Source organism: Porphyromonas gulae DSM 15663, assembly GCF_000378065.1.
Lineage (GTDB): Bacteria > Bacteroidota > Bacteroidia > Bacteroidales > Porphyromonadaceae > Porphyromonas > Porphyromonas gulae.
Genome location: NZ_KB899157.1, coordinates 50204 through 67857 on the forward strand (window position 1 = coordinate 50204; position 17654 = coordinate 67857).

At 48.9% G+C, this 17654-nt stretch carries 19 protein-coding genes; 15 read left to right on the forward strand and 4 right to left on the reverse strand.

Annotated features, from left to right (window positions below):
* The first annotated feature begins 20 nt into the window (after positions 1 to 20).
* From F452_RS0104765 to F452_RS0104785, 5 genes are read left to right on the forward strand one after another with little or no spacing between them, the layout of a single operon-like run.
* Complete coding sequence (locus F452_RS0104765; protein ID WP_026292194.1) at positions 21 to 728, forward strand: DUF4271 domain-containing protein; 708 nt, start codon at positions 21 to 23, stop codon at positions 726 to 728.
* Positions 719 to 1465: a uroporphyrinogen-III synthase gene (locus F452_RS0104770; RefSeq protein WP_026292195.1), complete on the forward strand. Its 747-nt coding sequence runs from the start codon at positions 719 to 721 to the stop codon at positions 1463 to 1465. The genes F452_RS0104765 and F452_RS0104770 overlap by 10 nt, the downstream gene beginning before the upstream one ends.
* Positions 1462 to 1875 carry a ribonuclease P protein component gene (gene rnpA / locus F452_RS0104775; protein ID WP_018965099.1) on the forward strand — a complete coding sequence of 138 codons (414 nt, stop codon included), beginning with the start codon at positions 1462 to 1464 and terminating at the stop codon, positions 1873 to 1875. Before F452_RS0104770 ends, rnpA begins: the two co-directional genes overlap by 4 nt.
* Positions 1876 to 1880: 5 nt before the next feature.
* Positions 1881 to 2111, forward strand: a complete 231-nt coding sequence (gene yidD, locus F452_RS11410) for a membrane protein insertion efficiency factor YidD (protein ID WP_080637687.1) — start codon at positions 1881 to 1883, stop codon at positions 2109 to 2111.
* Entirely contained in the window at positions 2095 to 2808 is a 714-nt protein-coding gene (locus F452_RS0104785) for a TatD family hydrolase (RefSeq protein ID WP_026292197.1), read from the forward strand. The genes yidD and F452_RS0104785 overlap by 17 nt, the downstream gene beginning before the upstream one ends.
* On the opposite strand, the gene F452_RS0104790 is transcribed toward F452_RS0104785, so the two are convergent.
* From F452_RS0104790 to F452_RS0104800, 3 genes are all read right to left on the reverse strand, one after another.
* Positions 2761 to 3393, reverse strand: a complete 633-nt coding sequence (locus tag F452_RS0104790) for a DUF805 domain-containing protein (RefSeq protein ID WP_230587323.1) — start codon at positions 3391 to 3393, stop codon at positions 2761 to 2763. The two genes, F452_RS0104785 and F452_RS0104790, sit on opposite strands and share 48 nt — an antisense overlap.
* 107 nt (positions 3394 to 3500) lie before the next feature.
* Positions 3501 to 4001: a thioredoxin family protein gene (locus F452_RS0104795; RefSeq protein ID WP_026292198.1), complete on the reverse strand. Its 501-nt coding sequence runs from the start codon at positions 3999 to 4001 to the stop codon at positions 3501 to 3503.
* 137 nt (positions 4002 to 4138) lie between these two features.
* Entirely contained in the window at positions 4139 to 5266 is a 1128-nt protein-coding gene (locus F452_RS0104800; protein ID WP_018965103.1) for a hypothetical protein, read from the reverse strand.
* Positions 5267 to 5356: 90 nt separating this feature from the next.
* On the opposite strand from F452_RS0104800, the gene F452_RS0104805 reads away from it, so the two are divergent.
* From F452_RS0104805 to F452_RS0104850, 10 genes are all read left to right on the forward strand, one after another.
* Positions 5357 to 7021, forward strand: a complete 1665-nt coding sequence (locus tag F452_RS0104805) for a nucleoside kinase (protein WP_018965104.1) — start codon at positions 5357 to 5359, stop codon at positions 7019 to 7021.
* Positions 7022 to 8103: 1082 nt separating this feature from the next.
* Positions 8104 to 8922, forward strand: a complete 819-nt coding sequence (kdsA, locus tag F452_RS0104810) for a 3-deoxy-8-phosphooctulonate synthase (RefSeq protein ID WP_018965105.1) — start codon at positions 8104 to 8106, stop codon at positions 8920 to 8922.
* A 246-nt stretch (positions 8923 to 9168) separates the two neighbouring features.
* Positions 9169 to 10596: an aspartate ammonia-lyase gene (locus F452_RS0104815; RefSeq protein ID WP_018965106.1), complete on the forward strand. Its 1428-nt coding sequence runs from the start codon at positions 9169 to 9171 to the stop codon at positions 10594 to 10596.
* 146 nt (positions 10597 to 10742) lie between these two features.
* Entirely contained in the window at positions 10743 to 11651 is a 909-nt protein-coding gene (locus F452_RS0104820) for a Ppx/GppA phosphatase family protein (protein ID WP_018965107.1), read from the forward strand.
* Positions 11648 to 12679, forward strand: a complete 1032-nt coding sequence (locus F452_RS0104825; protein ID WP_018965108.1) for a phosphatase PAP2 family protein — start codon at positions 11648 to 11650, stop codon at positions 12677 to 12679. The genes F452_RS0104820 and F452_RS0104825 overlap by 4 nt, the downstream gene beginning before the upstream one ends.
* Before the next feature lie 219 nt (positions 12680 to 12898).
* Positions 12899 to 14050 carry a choice-of-anchor J domain-containing protein gene (locus F452_RS0104830; RefSeq protein WP_080637688.1) on the forward strand — a complete coding sequence of 384 codons (1152 nt, stop codon included), beginning with the start codon at positions 12899 to 12901 and terminating at the stop codon, positions 14048 to 14050.
* A 238-nt stretch (positions 14051 to 14288) separates the two neighbouring features.
* Positions 14289 to 15248 carry an ROK family protein gene (locus F452_RS0104835; RefSeq protein ID WP_018965110.1) on the forward strand — a complete coding sequence of 320 codons (960 nt, stop codon included), beginning with the start codon at positions 14289 to 14291 and terminating at the stop codon, positions 15246 to 15248.
* The gene (locus F452_RS0104840) at positions 15233 to 15784 is read left to right on the forward strand and encodes an NUDIX domain-containing protein (protein ID WP_018965111.1); all 552 of its coding nucleotides are present in this window, start codon (positions 15233 to 15235) and stop codon (positions 15782 to 15784) included. The genes F452_RS0104835 and F452_RS0104840 overlap by 16 nt, the downstream gene beginning before the upstream one ends.
* Positions 15784 to 16695: a bile acid:sodium symporter family protein gene (locus tag F452_RS0104845; RefSeq protein ID WP_018965112.1), complete on the forward strand. Its 912-nt coding sequence runs from the start codon at positions 15784 to 15786 to the stop codon at positions 16693 to 16695. Before F452_RS0104840 ends, F452_RS0104845 begins: the two co-directional genes overlap by 1 nt.
* Positions 16692 to 17129 (forward strand): DUF695 domain-containing protein, encoded by a 438-nt coding sequence (locus tag F452_RS0104850; RefSeq protein ID WP_018965113.1) that lies wholly within the window; start codon positions 16692 to 16694, stop codon positions 17127 to 17129. Before F452_RS0104845 ends, F452_RS0104850 begins: the two co-directional genes overlap by 4 nt.
* Before the next feature lie 289 nt (positions 17130 to 17418).
* On the opposite strand, the gene F452_RS10720 is transcribed toward F452_RS0104850, so the two are convergent.
* Positions 17419 to 17654 (reverse strand): integrase core domain-containing protein (locus F452_RS10720; RefSeq protein WP_155259039.1); only part of this gene is annotated, 236 nt, incomplete at its 5' end.

The window sequence follows — 17654 nt, forward strand, 5'->3', positions numbered from 1 at the left end:
TAATCAATGAGGAGAAGGCAATGACAGGACTACCTTTTTGGACCGGACAGATCATATACGACGTATTGATCAGCCTGATACTCTTGCTGTTCAGTGCTCTGGGCGTGGTCGCAACCCGTATTCCACACTTTTTCCTCCGCTTGTCCAATGCCGTTTTGTATGGTCAGGAGCGAGTCTTTCTGGCTCGTATGCCACGGTATATCAGTTATCGACTTTTCGTCTTTATCGGCCGTATCCAAAGCACGTTGTTGCTCTCGATCTGTTGTTTCCTTATATTGGACGACAAGGGGCAACTCACCGATTTAGATTTGTGGGAAAGTCTTTTTTTCTTGGCTTTGCTCTTCTTCCTGTTCTGTTTTTTCTTTTGGCTGTGGAGGATGTTTTATGCCTTGTGGTGCTATTTCTTTGCAGATCGTGAGACTAAGATGATCTGGAGAGGGGGCTACACATTGCTCGAATGGATGTGGGGGATACTCCTTTTTCCCGTTGCGGTCATCTATCTTTATATGCCACAATTATACTGGCTAAGCTACTTATTACCAGTCATTTTTATACTGTGGAGATTGGTGCTTATCGCTAAAACGATACGATTCTTCTCGATCAGGGAAGTAGGTTTTTTCCACCTTTCTTTGTACCTTTGTGCCCACGAAATTTTACCGTTGGTTTACTTGATTGCCCTATTGGAGTGGTCGGTAAACAATAAAGAGATAATGGCTCTATGGCAGTAAAAGTAAAGAAGATACTCGTTTCACAGCCACAACCCGTAGCGGGTAGGTCGCCTTATTACGATATTGCTCAGAAACATGGCTGTGAGGTCGTGTTTCGTCCTTTCATCCAAGTAGAATCCGTCAGTACCAGAGAATTTCGCAATCAGAAAGTGAATATTTTGGACCATTCGGCCATCATCTTCACTGCACGTACAGCTATCGACCATTTTTTCAGTTTGTGCGAAGAATTGAGAGTCACCGTACCTGAGACGATGAAGTACTTCTGCGTAAGCGAATCGGTAGCAGTGTATCTGCAGAAGCATATCGTCTATCGCAAAAGGAAGATTTTTTTCGGAGCAACGGGCAAATTGGAAGATCTCCTGACGGTTATCAGCAAACATAACAAAGAAACCTACTTCGTCCCCTTGGCTGAGGAGCATAAGCACGACTTGCTGGATATGCTTACGGCCAAAAAGGTAAGTTTCAGTCCGGCCATTATGTATCGTACGGTCAGCAATGATTTCGGACCGGATGAGGCATTGGATCACGATATGATATTATTTTTCAGTCCTTCGGGTATTACGGCCCTGCTGAAAAACTTCCCCAAATTCGAGCAGGGTAAGACCAAGATCGGAGCTTTCGGTCCCACGACAGCCAAGGCCGTCGAAGAAGCAGGTCTGCGGCTCGATCTGTCTGCGCCGACCGAGCAATATCCTTCTATGGCTATGGCATTGGAGGATTACCTCAACGGGAAATGACCTCTCCGGCTACATTCGGCCTATCCAAAAGCGAACGCCTCTATCTTCGCGATGAGATCAATACGGTCTTTGGCGAAGGCAAGGCGTTTGTCGTTTATCCCCTACGCGTAGTCTACCGCCTGGGATCGGAGTATCGGGCTGCATATTCCTCCATGCTGGTAAGCGTAGCGAAGAAAAGGTTTAAGCGAGCCGTGAAGCGCAATAGGGCCAAGCGTTTGGTCAGGGAGGCGTATCGGCTCAACAAACACCTCCTGAACGATGCCCTCCAGGAGAGACAGATCTATGCTACTATTGCATTTATGGTAGTATCGAATGAGCTTCCCGACTTTCGTACAGTGGAGAGAGCGATGCAAAAGAGTCTGATCAGAATTGCCGGAAATATACCTTCATCGGCATTGAAAAGCGAATAAATACCATGCGACTGATCAAGGCTTTGCTCGTACAACTCTTACTACTCCCCATTTTCTTCTACAAGCGATTTATATCGCCACTTACACCGCCTTCATGCCGGTTTACCCCCTCATGTTCGTCCTATGCCATCGAAGCCTTACGCAAATATGGCCCGGGCAAAGGGCTATGGCTGAGCATCAAGCGTATTCTCCGCTGTCATCCGTGGGGTGGAAGCGGCTATGACCCCGTTCCGTAAAAAGTTTTCTTCACTTAATCTCTGGTATATGGTATTTCTCGACATTCATACCCATTCGTCGGCTCGCAATGATAACGAGATCATTCGAATTCGGAATCTACAACCGAATGAAACCATATCTCCGAATACTTTTTGCTCCATCGGCATTCATCCGTGGAGTGTATCCGAGGATTATAGCGGAGAGTTGGTTGCTGTTCGTGAAGGATTGGGCTGCAGCGAGGTTGTTGCTCTGGGAGAATGTGGGCTGGATAAGGTGTGCAGTACACCGTACGAAAGGCAACGAAAGGCTTTCCTCGATCAAATCGATCTGAGCGAAGAGTTTGGCATACCGGTGTTACTGCACATAGTACGAGCATGGGATGATCTTTTGGCGATCAAAAAGCAGGTAAAGCCTTCACAGCCGTGGATCGTTCATGGTTTTCGGGGAGGAGAAGAACAGGCCCGGCAGCTTATTCATGCGGGTCTATTTCTGAGCTTTGGTTGCCGGTTCAGTCCCGAAGCTCTTCGTCTGTCTTATGAATCCGGTATCGCTCTGCTGGAAACCGATGAGAATATAAAGGATATTCGGGAATGGTATTATGAGGCAGCTGAGTGTATCGGCTGTTCTTTGCAAGAGCTTCAACGCCATACTCTTGCATTGGGGGCAGGCCTATTTCCCCGACTCAGCCTCCATAAGCACTTCGCTTCCGTCCGATAGGGGATCGGGGCCGAAGCGATTTTCACCTTTTGTACCTTTTTCGCACATCATGATCAGAATAAGGATAGAGACGCAAAGATTGGTAAGGCCCAGGAACATGTTGATCATCAACAAGGTCGGAAACTCTCCATCGATAATCTGAAGAAGCCATCGCTGACCGAAAATTGCAGTTAAACCTTCTGCTAAAACCCTTGGGGCAATCGATGCCAGTACCCATAGACCGCTTCTATTCGTGTCATGCAGACGTCTGACCGTTACGGCATAAGCCGGTAACAAGAGGGAAAGATACACCAAGACCTCCACGACCGTGAATATTCTTACAGCAAGATTTGTATCGATCGTATGACGAAAAATGACAGCAAGAGGGATGGCCACTGCCAGCGGTATAATCAAAGCAATGAGATAAAACAGGGTAAAGAACCAGAACTCTTTCCGACGGGCACGGCCCTTGAAGTCGACATATTTGCGGAGACAAAGTATGAACCAACGCATAGTGGTAAAAGATAAGAAAGGGGAGACAATTATTTCATCGGCAAAAATATATCTTTTTGGCGGGTAGATAGAAGCTGCGAATATAAATCTCATATAACGGTGGCTGAGGACTAGCCACGAAAAAGCCTGTCCATGCTTTGCCGATAGGGCATACACGGACAGGCTTTTGTCTTTATGGTCTCTTTGTGGTGAGACTCTGATTATTGCATGATCTTGGCAATAGCCTCTTCGATGTTCTCCATCGGCAGATTGCCCATCGTTTGTGTCGGTATTCCTTTTACCGGTACGAAAAGAACCATCGGAATGCTTCTGACACCGAAAATCCCTGCCAACTCTTTTTCTTTGTCCACATTGATTTTATAGACGGTGAGCTTACCGGCATATTTCTTGGCCACCTCTTCCAATTTGGGCGAAAGGCTGCGGCACGGGCCACACCAGTCGGCATAGAAGTCTATAATAGCAGGCTTATCACCTTTATAGACCCATTCTTGGGGATTGGCTGTGTAATCATATATATGTTCGCGCATGTATTCAGCCGTGATATGGATGATTTTGCCTCCTTTCTCTCCCTTGCTATCGGCAGAGACGGTTTCTTCTTGACGAGTGTCATTCTTGGAAGTACAGGATGCAGTCATTGTCCCGACTGAGAGGAGCAGCAGAGAAGCCAAGAGGATGGCTTTTGTGCAAATGTTCTTTTTCATCTTGTTTCGTTTGAGTTTGTTCTTGTTCTACTTGCTTATAAAAACGAAAAAGCAGCCAAAAAGTTCATTTCCTTTCCGGCCGCTTCCTCAAAAAATACTGCCATCGGCAACTGCCGACACCATATCAGCCTGTGTTTTCAGAGCCGTTTGATAAATGCCCGACGCGTTTTGTGGTGTTTACGTTCGAAGTAGTTCCACTGCATCTGTACGGCCATATTGGTTTCCAATTCGGGATTGCTCTCTGCATACTCCACTCCGTTCTTTTGGAAGATAGGGATCATATCATCGAAGATAAGGGCATTCACACCTTTGTTTTGATATTCCGGCAATACGCCGATCAAGTACAGGTCGACCACACGAGGTCTACCCTTGAGAGCTTTGAGCAGATGGACGAATCCGAAAGGCCAGAGACTTCCTTTCGCTTTCTTGAGTGCTCGGCTGAGATTGGGCATGGTGATGGAGAAAGCAATCACTTCGTCGTCTTCTTCACGGACGATCACCGTCACGAAGTCGAGCCGCACCATCGGGATATAGATATTGACATAGTAGTCTATTTGAGCTTCGGACAATTCGGAGAAGCCGTAAAGCTGACTATAAGCCTTATTGAGGGTGCGGAATATGCGGTGGGCATAGGGCATGACCTCTTTGCGTGTCCGGAATTTGAGTGTCTTGAGTCCGTACTTTTGGCGTACGATCTCGGAAATGCGACGGTGCTTTTCCGGAATTTCCGATGGTACGAAGATCTTATACTCCTTCCAATCCTGATCTTTGATGAATCCCAGACGCTCAAGCTGTTTGGGGTAATAAGCGTAGTTGTAAATGGTAGCCATCGTACCCAGCTGGTCAAAGCCTTCGATAAGCATCCCTTGGTGGTCCATATCAGTGAATCCCATTGGCCCTTGCAGCATATCCATTCCCTTGGAGCGCGCCCACTCGGATACGGCATGGAAAAGGGCATCTACGACCTCATTGTCGTTGATAAAATCGACGAATCCGAAGCGAGCGTTGTTCTGATTCCAAGTTTCATTCGCACGGTGATTGATCATACCGGCGATGCGTCCCACGATCCGCCCTTCACGATAAGCCAAGAAATAGATGGCTTCGCAGAACTCAAAAGCCGGATTGCGATCTTTGTCCAAGGTCATCATCTCATCATCGATCAGCCCCGGCACGTGGTAGGGATTATTTCTATAGAGATCTATATTGAACTGAACGAATTTCTTCAGTTCGGCTTTGTCCAATACTTCTCTTATTTCTACAGCCATAAAACTTGTGTTTGGTTTACCTAAGTAGTCGAAGGTTACGCCAGATTTCGTACCTTTCACGCACAAATATAACTGAAATAGTTAATCATTATGGATAAAATCCGCATCTACTGTGACAATCTCGATCGCTACGAAGAGTTTCCCCATGGCATATCTTTAGAGCGAGTGGCAGAGCACTTTCAAGACGATTTGGGCTTTCGTCCCTTCAATGCACAAGTCAATCATTGTACCCGAGATCTCGGCTTCAGACTATACGAACCGTCCGATGTCCTGTTCGCCTCTTTTTCGGACGAATCGGGTATGCGAACTTACGTCCGAACGCTCAGCTTCATACTAAGCAAGGCTGTTGCAGACATATTGCCCGGGAGTAAGCTCTTCATCGAGCATTCATTGTCCAACGGCTACTATTGTCAGATCAAAAATGCCCACATCATCACACCCGGAGAGATCGTGCGGATCAAGGAGCGAATGGAGTCGCTTATAGCCGCAGACATACCCTTCCAAGCACATTGCGAGCGCACCGAAGAGGTGGCGGCCATGTTCCGTTCGATGGGTTATCAGGACAAAGCCGATTTGCTGGAGACCGGCGGTATGCCTTATTCGCGTTATTATGATTTGGATGGCTACCCCGATCATTATTATGGTAGCCTCACTCCCTCGACCGGCTATATCGGGCTGTTCGGCTTGGAGCCTTATTTGGACGGAGCCCTTCTGCGTATTCCGAGACGAGACAAGCCGGAGGAGCTGGCTCCATTCGTACCCCAACCGATGATGAGGCAGGTATTCGCCGACCACGATCGGCTTTTGGATATTCTGCAAGTGACCCACGTGGGCAGCCTGAACAAGGCTATCGACCGAAACGACATATCCACGATGGTACAAGTGTCGGAAGCTATGCAGGAGAAGCAGATCGCCGCTATAGCTGATGATATAGCACATAAATATAAGGAAGGCGTCAGGGTAGTACTGATATCGGGACCTTCTTCCTCGGGTAAAACCACTTTCTGCAAAAGACTGCAAACGCAGCTCCTGACCAATTATATTCGCCCCTACGGACTTTCGCTTGATGACTATTTCATCAACCGCGAGGATACGCCACGGGATGAATCCGGAGACTATGATTTCGAATCGCTCTACGCATTGGATCTACCTCTTTTCAATAAGGATCTGAAGCAGATGATCGCCGGCGAGGAAGTGAGTCTGCCCACCTATGACTTCACAACCGGCATGAGGGTGTACAAAGGAAATACCATACAGCTGAAAGACGGAGACATCCTAATCCTCGAAGGCATTCATGCACTGAATCCGGAACTGATACCCGGTGTGCCAGAATCAAGTACGTATAAGATCTATGTGAGTGCTCTCACAGCAATAGGATTGGATGCACACAATCGAATCCCCAGTACAGACAACCGACTGATCAGGCGATTGGTGCGTGACTATCGCTATCGCAATTACTCCGGTCTGGATACATTGCGTCGTTGGCAGAGTGTCCGGCGAGGAGAGGAAAAATGGGTATTCCCGTTCCAAGAGAATGCACATGTCATGTTCAATAGTGCTATGCTCTACGAGTTAGCTGTTTTGCGAGCTTATGCGGAGCCGATCTTACAGGCAATCCCTCGTAACGAACCGGAATATGCTGAAGCCCGCAGATTACTACGCTTTTTGAGCAGTTTCCGCATGATACCGGCACGTCTGCTCCCGAACAACTCTCTGATGCGTGAATTCCTCGGAGGAAGCACATTCCACTACTGATGCCGAATCAGGCCCTAATAGCAGGAAACAAACCGAGACTTGGCTAACATTTGAAGACATCGGCTGAGTCATATCTCGGCATATTTTCAGCAAACGAAACGACGTAGTCGGGCTATATAACCGACCTCAATTCATTAAAATACGAACCAAGAGCGAAAGCCATTGGTTCGTTTTTATTTGTACACTTGATTGAGTATCCGAATCGGATTCGCCGGGATGGAGCTTTTTTGCTACTTTTGCAGAGCGATGAGAAAACCCTCATGAATGTATGTCCATATATTGGAGAAAGCTAATTTATCAACGAAAAAACTTTACTCGCAACTCAATGAAAACAGATATGTACTCCGATTCCTATATTACACCTTTGGTCGTAGGTCTATCGTGTCCTGCCTGTATAAGCATATGCCATCGCAGCATGCGGACAAGGGGGGGTATTCTATGAGGAGTAAGGCCGTATAGTCTTTCGATAGCTCACCTGATACATAAGGCACCCGTCGGATTCAAGGGAAAATCCGACGGGTGCCTCTGTTTTATCCACTCAAGAAAAAGCCTTTGGGGAGTTGCAATTTATATACAAATCATTTTCGATTCATATATTTATTGAAAATCATTTATATACAAAATGAAAACGATTTATATATAAATCGAAAATGATTTGTATATAGATTGTTCATCGAACTAATAAAAAGAGCTCTTCGATCTGAAAAAAGGCTGTCATGCGATCCCTTTTCCTTCGAATTCCGATCTCTCAGAAGTGCTTATTTGGAATCATTCCAAACACTTCTTCGTTGTTGAAAACTTTTTTGGTGCATATTTTTCAGTGAATATTCCGTTTTTTTAGTCTCGAAAATGACCCATGCCGAAAGATTTTGCTTTTACCTTATACTCATCGAATAACGAAAGAGAACATAGGCTGCCGTTATTCATTCATGCATAGCCGTGATGGTCATTTTTTACTTGTTCTGAGCACTTTTCCCCTTGATTCTTGGCCGGCCGATCGACGGAATCAGCTACTCTCTATTGATTAAGGAAGGGCTTTTTGTACTTTTGGCTGACAGAAACGATTTATAACTTCCGAAACGATGACGAACTCCAACTCCTTATACGAGAGACTACAGACAGCGGACTCATTCTTTCTGATGGCAGGACCCTGTGCCATAGAGAGCGAAGACATGGCACTGCACATCGCAGAGCGAATAGTAGAGGTGACTTCCCGACTGGGCATCCCCTATATATTCAAGGGATCGTACCGCAAGGCCAACCGCTCGCGTATAGATTCCTTCACCGGCATAGGCGACGAAAAGGCTCTTCGCATTCTCGGCAAGGTAGGCCGGGAGTTCGGTGTTCCGACGGTCACGGACATACATGAGACTCACGAAGCGGCTATGGCCGCCGAGTACGTGGACGTACTCCAGATACCGGCTTTCCTCTGCCGACAGACGGATCTGATCGTGGCGGCTGCCCGCACAGGGCGAATCGTCAATGTGAAGAAAGGACAGTTCCTGTCCGGCGAAGCCATGGCTTTCGTGGCAAGAAAGTGCCTGGACAGCGGCAACAGCCAAGTGATTCTGACCGAGCGTGGCAATACCTTCGGCTATACGGATTTGGTGGTGGACTACCGGAATATTCCCACGATGCGTTCGTTGGGCTTTCCTGTGGTAATGGATGTGACCCACTCGCTCCAGCAACCCAATCAGGGTAGTGGCGTAACGGGGGGAAAACCCGAGTTGATAGAGACCATCGCGAAGGCTGCCATAGCCGTAGGTACGGACGGTCTCTTCATCGAGACCCACCCTGATCCTGCTTCGGCCAAAAGCGATGGAGCCAACATGCTCCGACTGGATCTGCTCGAAGGGCTGCTCACGAAGTTGATGCGCATACGGGCAGCAATCAGGGATTGAGCCTGCAAGCAGCCGTCTTATCGGCCGATCACACATATTAGGAAGGTGCTGTCGGGAACCGAAAAGAAATATGATCGAGGAGGAAACGAGGCTTATTCGCTCTTCCTTAGAGATCCCGACATTATATCCCTAACCGGCGAACACTCCTTTCTATGGCGAGAGTCGCAGCATCCCTCTCTTGGCTGTACATAAATAACTTGTATCTTTGTGCAACTATAAAAAAGAATCAAATACTATTCCCCTTTTATGGAATTAAAAAAGACTACACGTATCGAAAGCGATCTTATCGGAGAACGCGAGATACCCGGCCATATTCTATATGGCGTACAGACGCTGCGTGGTATAGAAAACTTCCCTATCAGCAATTTTCATCTGAACGATTATCCCCTGTTTATCAATGGCTTGGCCATGACGAAATGGGCGGCTGCAGTGGCCAATCATCGCCTCGGTCTGCTGACCGATGCCCAGAAAGACGGCATCGTGAAAGCCTGCAAGGAAATTCTCGAAGGCAAGCACCACGAGCATTTCCCCGTGGATATGATCCAAGGTGGTGCAGGAACGACCACGAATATGAATGCCAACGAGGTGATTTGCAACCGTGCCTTGCAGATCATGGGACACGAGGCAGGCGAGTTTGCCCACCTCTCGCCCAATGATCACGTGAACTGCTCGCAGAGTACCAACGATGCTTATCCGACAGCTATCCACCTCGGCCTTTACGCTACATATCTGAAGTTCCGCCCCCATCTTCTGGATCTCATCGAGTCGCTGCGTGCCAAGAGTCGCGAATTTGCCCATGTACTCAAGATGGGACGTACTCAGCTCGAAGATGCTGTGCCCATGTCTCTGGGACAGACGTTCGGCGGATTTGCTTCCATCTTGCAGGATGAAATCAAAAATCTCGACTTTGCTGCCGAAGAGTTCCTGACCGTGAACATGGGTGCTACGGCTATCGGCACGGGTATCTGCGCTCAGCCGAACTATGCCGAATACTGCATAGAGGCCCTTCGCGAAGTCACCGGCTGGGACATTCGTCTCAGTACCGATCTGGTGGGAGCTACGAGCGATACTTCCGTGATGGTAGGATATTCGTCTGCCTTGCGCCGTATCTGCGTGAAGGTGAACAAGATTTGCAACGACCTGCGTCTCCTTGCCAGCGGTCCTCGCTGCGGTCTGCACGAATTCAATCTGCCCGCCATGCAGCCGGGATCGTCCATCATGCCGGGTAAGGTGAATCCTGTGATTCCGGAAGTAATGAATCAGATCTGCTACAAGGTGATGGGCAACGACCTGACCGTAACGATGGCAGGCGATGCAGCCCAAATGGAGCTGAACGCTATGGAGCCTGTGATGGCACAGTGCTGCTTCGAAAGCTCGGATCTGCTCATGAACGGATTCGATACGCTGCGTACGCTCTGTATCGATGGCATCACGGCCAACGAGGACGAATGCCGCGGGTATATCCGCAACAGCATCGGTATCGTGACGGCTCTGAATCCGATCATCGGCTACAAGAATTCGACCAAGATCGCCAAGGAAGCGATGGAAACGGGACGCGGCGTTTACGACCTCGTCTTGGAGCACGACATCCTGTCGAAAGAGGATCTGGATACGATACTCTCACCGGAGAATATGATCAAGCCGGTCAAGCTCGACATCAAACCGCGTCGCTGACCCCTTTAGCGAAATATGAAACGGGGCTGTGCGAGGAGGAGAGACTCCTGTTCGCGCAGCCCTTTTCGTTTGACTTTATACCATGCGGAGAGATGGATGTGGGAATGAACGCTAACGACTATCTTTGCCCGACTAAGCATTAAGGAATGGAAAAGGTACATTATGCCGCCATAGACGTCGGCTCGAATGCCGTGCGCCTGCTGATCAAATGTGTCAATAGCGAAGGGATGGAGGAGCCTCTCAGCAAGGTGCTGATCATGCGAGTCCCCATCCGTCTGGGCGAAGACTCTTTTACCAAAGGATACATAGGAGAGGAAAAGGCAGACAACATGGTACGGCTCATGCGGGCATACAATGAGATGATGCAGATATACCGGGTAAAGGACTATCGTGCCTGTGCCACCTCCGCCATGAGAGACGCATCGAATGCCGAAGCCGTGATTGCACAGATCCGAGAGAAGACGGGTATCCATATAGACATCATCGATGGGGATGAGGAGGCCCGCCTCGTCTCGGACAATCATATCGAACAGATTATTTCCGACGGAGGCAATTACATCTATCTGGACGTCGGTGGAGGTAGTACCGAGCTTACGCTTTTCTCCGACACTCATGTCAAGCATTCGCAGTCGTTCGACATCGGTACGGTACGTCTGCTCAACGAAAAGGTTCGCCCCCATGTCCGGGAAGCATTCCGCTCGGAACTCATGGCCATTGCAAAAGAATATACCGACATTACGATCATCGGTACGGGAGGCAATATCAATCGCCTTGTCCGTCTGAGCGGATCGGATAGGGGTTCTTCCCGCTATAGCATCATGCCGGTAGAAGCACTGCACAAGACCTACGACCTGCTCAAGCCTATTTCCACAGAAGAACGAATGGTGCGCTTCCACCTCAAACCCGACCGTGCGGATGTAATCATCCCGGCAGCCGAGATTTTCCTTGAGGTGGCGGACATTACCGAAGCTAAAACCATCATTGCTCCTATCGTAGGATTGGCAGATGGTATCATCGAAGACCTCTATACACGCCACCAGTCTCGACCCTCATGAAACGACAGCAGAAACAGCGGAGGAAAGCAGGGACAATCTCTGCCACCGTAGGGCAAGCCTATGCCAATCGGCTACTGATCCTCACAGAGGTATTGGCTTTGCTTTACGTCATCATCACGGGGATCATCCTCCTTATCATGCGCCCCACCATGCCCGATGCCGACACACTGCTTCTCAATCGGGCGGAAATACTTGTAGGAACAAGCATATTCGCACTGCTCTATTATCGCTCTCCTTCTCGATTCACTTGGGCACTGCGTATCATCTTTCAGCTAATGCTGCTCAGCTATTGGTATCCGGAGACCTTTCTCTTCAATCAGCACTTCGACAATCTGGATCATATCTTCGCCCGGGCCGAGCAGATCGTTTGTTTCAGTCAGCCGGCTATTTGGTTCAGCCGGCTATTCCCTCACTGGATAATAAGCGAAGTGCTCCACTTCGGCTACTTCATCTATTATGCACTTATCGTCGGAGTCATTCTCTTCTACTATATCTCCAATTACAGGCAGGCCGAACGTGTGGCTTTCGTGCTGTTCGGCTCTTTTTATGTCTACTATCTGATCTATACCCTCCTGCCGGTAGCCGGGCCACAATTCTACTTCCCCGCCATCGGCTGGGATAGCGTAGCGGCAGGGCGATTTCCACCCATCGGTCAGTACTTTGCCACACACCCGGAGCTGCAAGAGATGGAGGTGGCGCATCAGGGACTGTTCTATCGTCTGGTCAATATGTCGCAGCAAATGGGCGAACGCCCCACTGCGGCTTTTCCCAGTAGTCATGTGGGCATCACGACGGTGATCTTCGCATTCTTCCACCGAAGCAGCAGGAAGTTATTCTGGTATCTCCTGCCCATCGGTATTTGCCTGACACTGGCGACCGTCTATATACAGGCACATTATTTCATCGATGTATTGGCCGGATTGGCCACGGGACTTTTGTTCTATTACGGAGGCAATAAGCTCTATTCGTGGATCGACATCAAGATAAGTGGTAGACGGAGTCGTAACAATCAAGTGGGAAGCGTGTAATTCCCGATAGTCCACAATAGCAAAAACAAGGGAGGAACCTGTCTACAGCGTACAGATAATTCTCCCTGTCGCCTGCGACTACCGGAATGTGCAGAATCTGTAATCTTACATCGATTTTGCCGAAAAGAATTTTTTTTATTTATATTCACGTAATTCTTTGATTCCCCTTGGTTTCGGGGGAGCATCAGTCACATAATCACTATATAATATGCAATAGTCATGAAACGATTACTTCCATTTCTCGTTATGCTGGTACTGCCTCTGTCTCTACTTGCACAAGGCCTGACCCGAGCAGAAGCGCTCGCCCGAGTGAAAAACATTTATGGGGAGCAATGCTCAACCTTTGATTTCGCTGTCAAAGAGGATGTCACCCCACCTCAGACTTTTGACCAATCGGAACAGTCATCCCCCGTTCAAAATCTGACATACGAGATTGACGGTGATCAATTGACCCTCAAATGGGAAGCTTCGGAAACTAACGGGGAGATCCTACTCGTGAAAGAAGATTTTACAGAGTACGATCCTGTTTCTCTGCTACCCACCGGGTGGACAGCCATAGATGCTGACGAGGACGGGAATGGTTGGCGTGCGGGAGGCAATAGTTATCTGTACGACGGATTGCATGTTGCCATTTCGTTCTCATCATGGAATGGACTCGCCGATCTTAATCCCGACAACTACCTGATTACGCCCGAGGTCTCGGGAGCAAACCGGATTACCTATTTGGTCACACCGGGCGATTATAATTGGCCGGATCACTATGGTGTCTTCATCTCTAAAGCGGGAACATCGGCAGCGGACTTTGTCCACCTCTTCGACGAAACGCTTATTGCTCCAAGCTCAAAGGGTGTTATGAAAGATGGACGTTGGTATCAATTCCAGGAGCGCGAACTAATTCTGCCGGAAGGGACCAAATACGTAGCATTCCGTCATTACGATTCGTCGGAAATGTTCGCCGTGGTAGTAACGCAAGTCCGGGTCTATGGAAAGGCTTCCCCGTGTTACAACATCTACAAAGACGGCTCACTGCTTCAAGCCAATGTTGAGGGAACGAGTTTTACGACACCTCTTCCGGCCCAAACGAGCGAATACTGCGTCCGCGCAGTCGTTGATGGCGTCGAAAGCGATCCTGCGTGCGTGACCGTGGAGATGACAGCCCTCGCTGTGCCGGATGCACAGACGATAGAGATCAGTGGAGAAGAGGGGCGGATCAGAATAGCGACTTCTCAGCCTGAGACGATGCGCTTATTCGACTTGCAGGGTCGCATGTTGCTGACCGGAAAAATCGCGGGCGAAACAACGATCGCGATCGCTGCCGGCCTATACGTTGTGCAGGTAGGAGGCATTAGGCAAAAAATAAGCGTCCGCTAAAAGCGCCCCCCCAAGAAAGGGAGCCACAACGTCAGGAGCTATCCTTACGTTGCGGCTTCTGCTTTTGTTGGAGGAGGTGGATCGTTTCCTTGTCCTAAGGATCGACTTGTGCGATGGATGTCGTCCCAAATGCACTTATCGTCGAAATCCGCAACAACGGTTTGTGGACATAACAGACAGAAAAACAAATATCTTTGTGGAAATCGCTAAAAGTAGAACATCAAAACACGCTGTTTCAATGGAAAAGCCTTATGTATTAGGAGTGGATGTGGGCGGTACCAACACCGTATTCGGAGTGGTAGACGCTCGTGGCAATTTGGTTATAAGTTCGTCCATCAAGACCGGAGCGCACAACGATCTGAACGATTATATCAAAGATCTGACTGCCGGTATCAATCAGTTGATTGAACAGGTAGGAGGGAAAGAGAAAATAAAGGGTATCGGTGTAGGTGCTCCTAATGGAAACTATTATACCGGATCGATCGAGTTTGCGCCCAATTTGCCTTGGAAGCAGACCAAAATACCCTTTGCCCAAATGCTGACCGATTCATTGGGTATCCCCACGACACTGACTAATGATGCCAATGCAGCGGCAATCGGCGAGATGACCTACGGTGCTGCACGCGGGATGAAAGACTTCATCGTTATCACGCTCGGCACGGGAGTGGGAAGCGGTATTGTGGTCAATGGTACCCTTGTATATGGCCATGACGGCTTTGCTGGTGAGCTGGGGCATATGATCGTTCGCCGCAATGGCCGCATGTGCGGCTGTGGCAGACAAGGCTGTCTGGAGACTTATACCTCTGCTACGGGAGTGGCCCGTACGGCTCGCGAATATTTGGATATCCGATCGGACAAGAGTTTGCTCCGGAACATTCAGCCCGATCTGATCACTTCGAAAGATGTATACGATGCGGCTATCAGTGGCGATGGCCTTGCACAGGAGATATTCGAGACCACGGGGGCTATCCTTGGAGAGGCTTTTGCGGACTTCGTCACTTTCTCCAGTCCGGAAGCGATCATCCTCTTCGGTGGCCTGACCAAAGCAGGCGATCTCTTGATGAATCCGATCCGCCACCACATGGAAAAGAATGTGCTGAATATCTACCGGGGGAAGACCAAGCTGCTCTTCTCTCAGCTCAAAGAGAGCGATGCCGCTGTGCTCGGAGCAAGTGCTTTGGGATGGGAGGCAAAATAAACGCTGAGCATCCGCTCGCACCCTTCAGATACTGTCCGCGCTGCGGATACGATGGTTTTGTGGAGAGAAACTCGAAAGCCAAATCGTGTCCGCAGTGCGGATTGGTTTATTATGCCAATCCTTCCGCTGCGACAGCTTGCTTCATCACCGATAGCGCGGGCAGACTATTGGCCGTGCACCGAGCCAAAGATCCGGCCAAAGGCACACTCCATTTGCCCGGCGGCTTTATGGATATGGACGAAACAGCGGAAGAGGGTATCATCAGAGAGATCCGTGAGGAGACGGGAATAGAAGTCGATGCAGTATCTTATCTCTTCTCGCTTCCCAATATCTATCCCTACGGAGGGATGCGTGTCCATACGGCCGATTTGTTTTTTGCAGCTCAAGTTTCTGATTTTTCCTCAGCCATCGCGAACGACGATGCAGCCGAATTGGTGCTATTGGCTCCGGAGGATATAAGCCCCGAAGACTTCGGATTGGAATCCATTCGTCGGGCTATGGGGCTATGGTTAGCTCACAAAAAGAATCGAGACTAATGAAGACACTGAAGAATCTGGCACTACCCATCGCCATGGCCTTGGGCGTATTGGCATGGCCTCTGCTGTCGCCACTGGCTTTTCTGATACCCTACATGATCTTTCTGATGCTGTTCTTTACTTTCTTGAAGATCTCCCCTCGGGATATGCACTTCTCCCGATTGCATCTGCTATTAGCCCTTATACAAATTACGCTCGCTATAGGAGGATTTTTCGCTTTTAGGTTGCTCGATCCCATCGTGGCAGAAGGCGTTATGATCTGTTTTATCTGTCCTGCTGCCACGGCTTCGTCTGTCATCATCGGAATGCTCGGAGGCAATATCGCCTTCGGTGCTACGTATGTGCTACTGACCCACATGGGAGTAGCGGTATTGGGGCCTTTGCTGTTTTCTTCGCTGAGTACGGCACATGCCGATATGCCGTTTTGGTCTTCCGTCATCCATATTCTTTGGGGAGTCTTGCCTCTGGTGGCAGTGCCTCTGCTGGCTGCTTGGCTTATACGCTTTGCTGCTCCTCGGACACATGCCCGGCTCCTGCGCATTCCCCAAATAGCTTTTTGGCTGTGGGTCGTCTCGCTGGCTATCATCATGTCCAAAACGACAGGCTATGTGATGGAACAAGGCTCCGACAGCATCCGTTTGGAGCTGCTGTTGGCATTGGGCGGTCTGCTAAGCTGTTTGCTGCAGTTCGGATTGGGCAAGTGGCTGAGCAAACGATATTTGAACGAAAGTGTGACGGCCGGTCAGGCTTTGGGACAGAAAAACACGTCACTTGCCATTTGGATGTCGCTCACCTACCTGAATCCTATAGCTTCTATCGCTCCTGCAAGCTATGTGGTATGGCAAAATTCAATCAATTCCATCCAAATCTGGCTATACGATAAACGAAAGAATAAAATCGACCGACAATGAAACTAACAGACCAATGGTTTACTTCCATCAGTGAGGATGAGAAGAGCAACCTTGTATTCGTCAATGGGCGCTTGGAGCTTGACGAATTCCGACTAAGCGGCAAGCTGAAAATCCGAATCGAGATACGCTGGCCTTATGAAGCCGACGAGCAAGGTCTGCCTACGGAATCGGCAGGCAAACAGATCGAAGAGATCGAGCAAATCGTTCGCAAGGCTATGGAAAAGGATAAGCTGGCCATCATGACCGGTAATTATACCGGAGGCGGAACGAAGTATTGGGTCTATTATGCCCGTACGGAACGAGTATTCGGCGAACGGCTCAATGAGGTGTTGGCTCCTTACGAGAGACTTCCGCTGAAGATAGAATGCGAAATCGATGCCGACTGGGAAGAGTATCTCGATATGCTCTCGATGAAAGATGAAAATTCGATATAGCCATTATGCCCCGTCCCTGTGCCGACCCGAGCTATTCTTGGATCCTTTAGAGCTTCTGTCTGAAACTACTATTAGATTTCGCCGAAACTACTATTAGATTACCTCAAAACTACTAGTAGATTCTGGTGCCACCACTAGTAGTTTTTGTCAAAATCACTAGTAGATTCTTGCGCCACTAATATTTGTGACGTGTACTGAAAAAAGTTGACAGTTGGCGGGATAGTTCTACAATTGGTTTACCGGTTCTTTCTATAATTCTACTTTAGGTTGACAGCCCTTACCCTTAGGTCTAATTTCGGTTGACACGAGCAAAGTTAGCTTTTTGTCTGACATTCATTCTTCGGTATAGCTCGGGGGCAATCTCCGGCCAATGTTCGATCCTTGCCAGTAACGGATTTTCAGACTCCGGTGCAATGACTTGCATAGGCGTTTTCGCCCTTAGAGCTTGATGTGGACGCGCCTCGTTGTACATGCGCACGGCTCGGTCTACAGAAAGGAGTGCTTGATCAAAAGATTGTTTCGAAG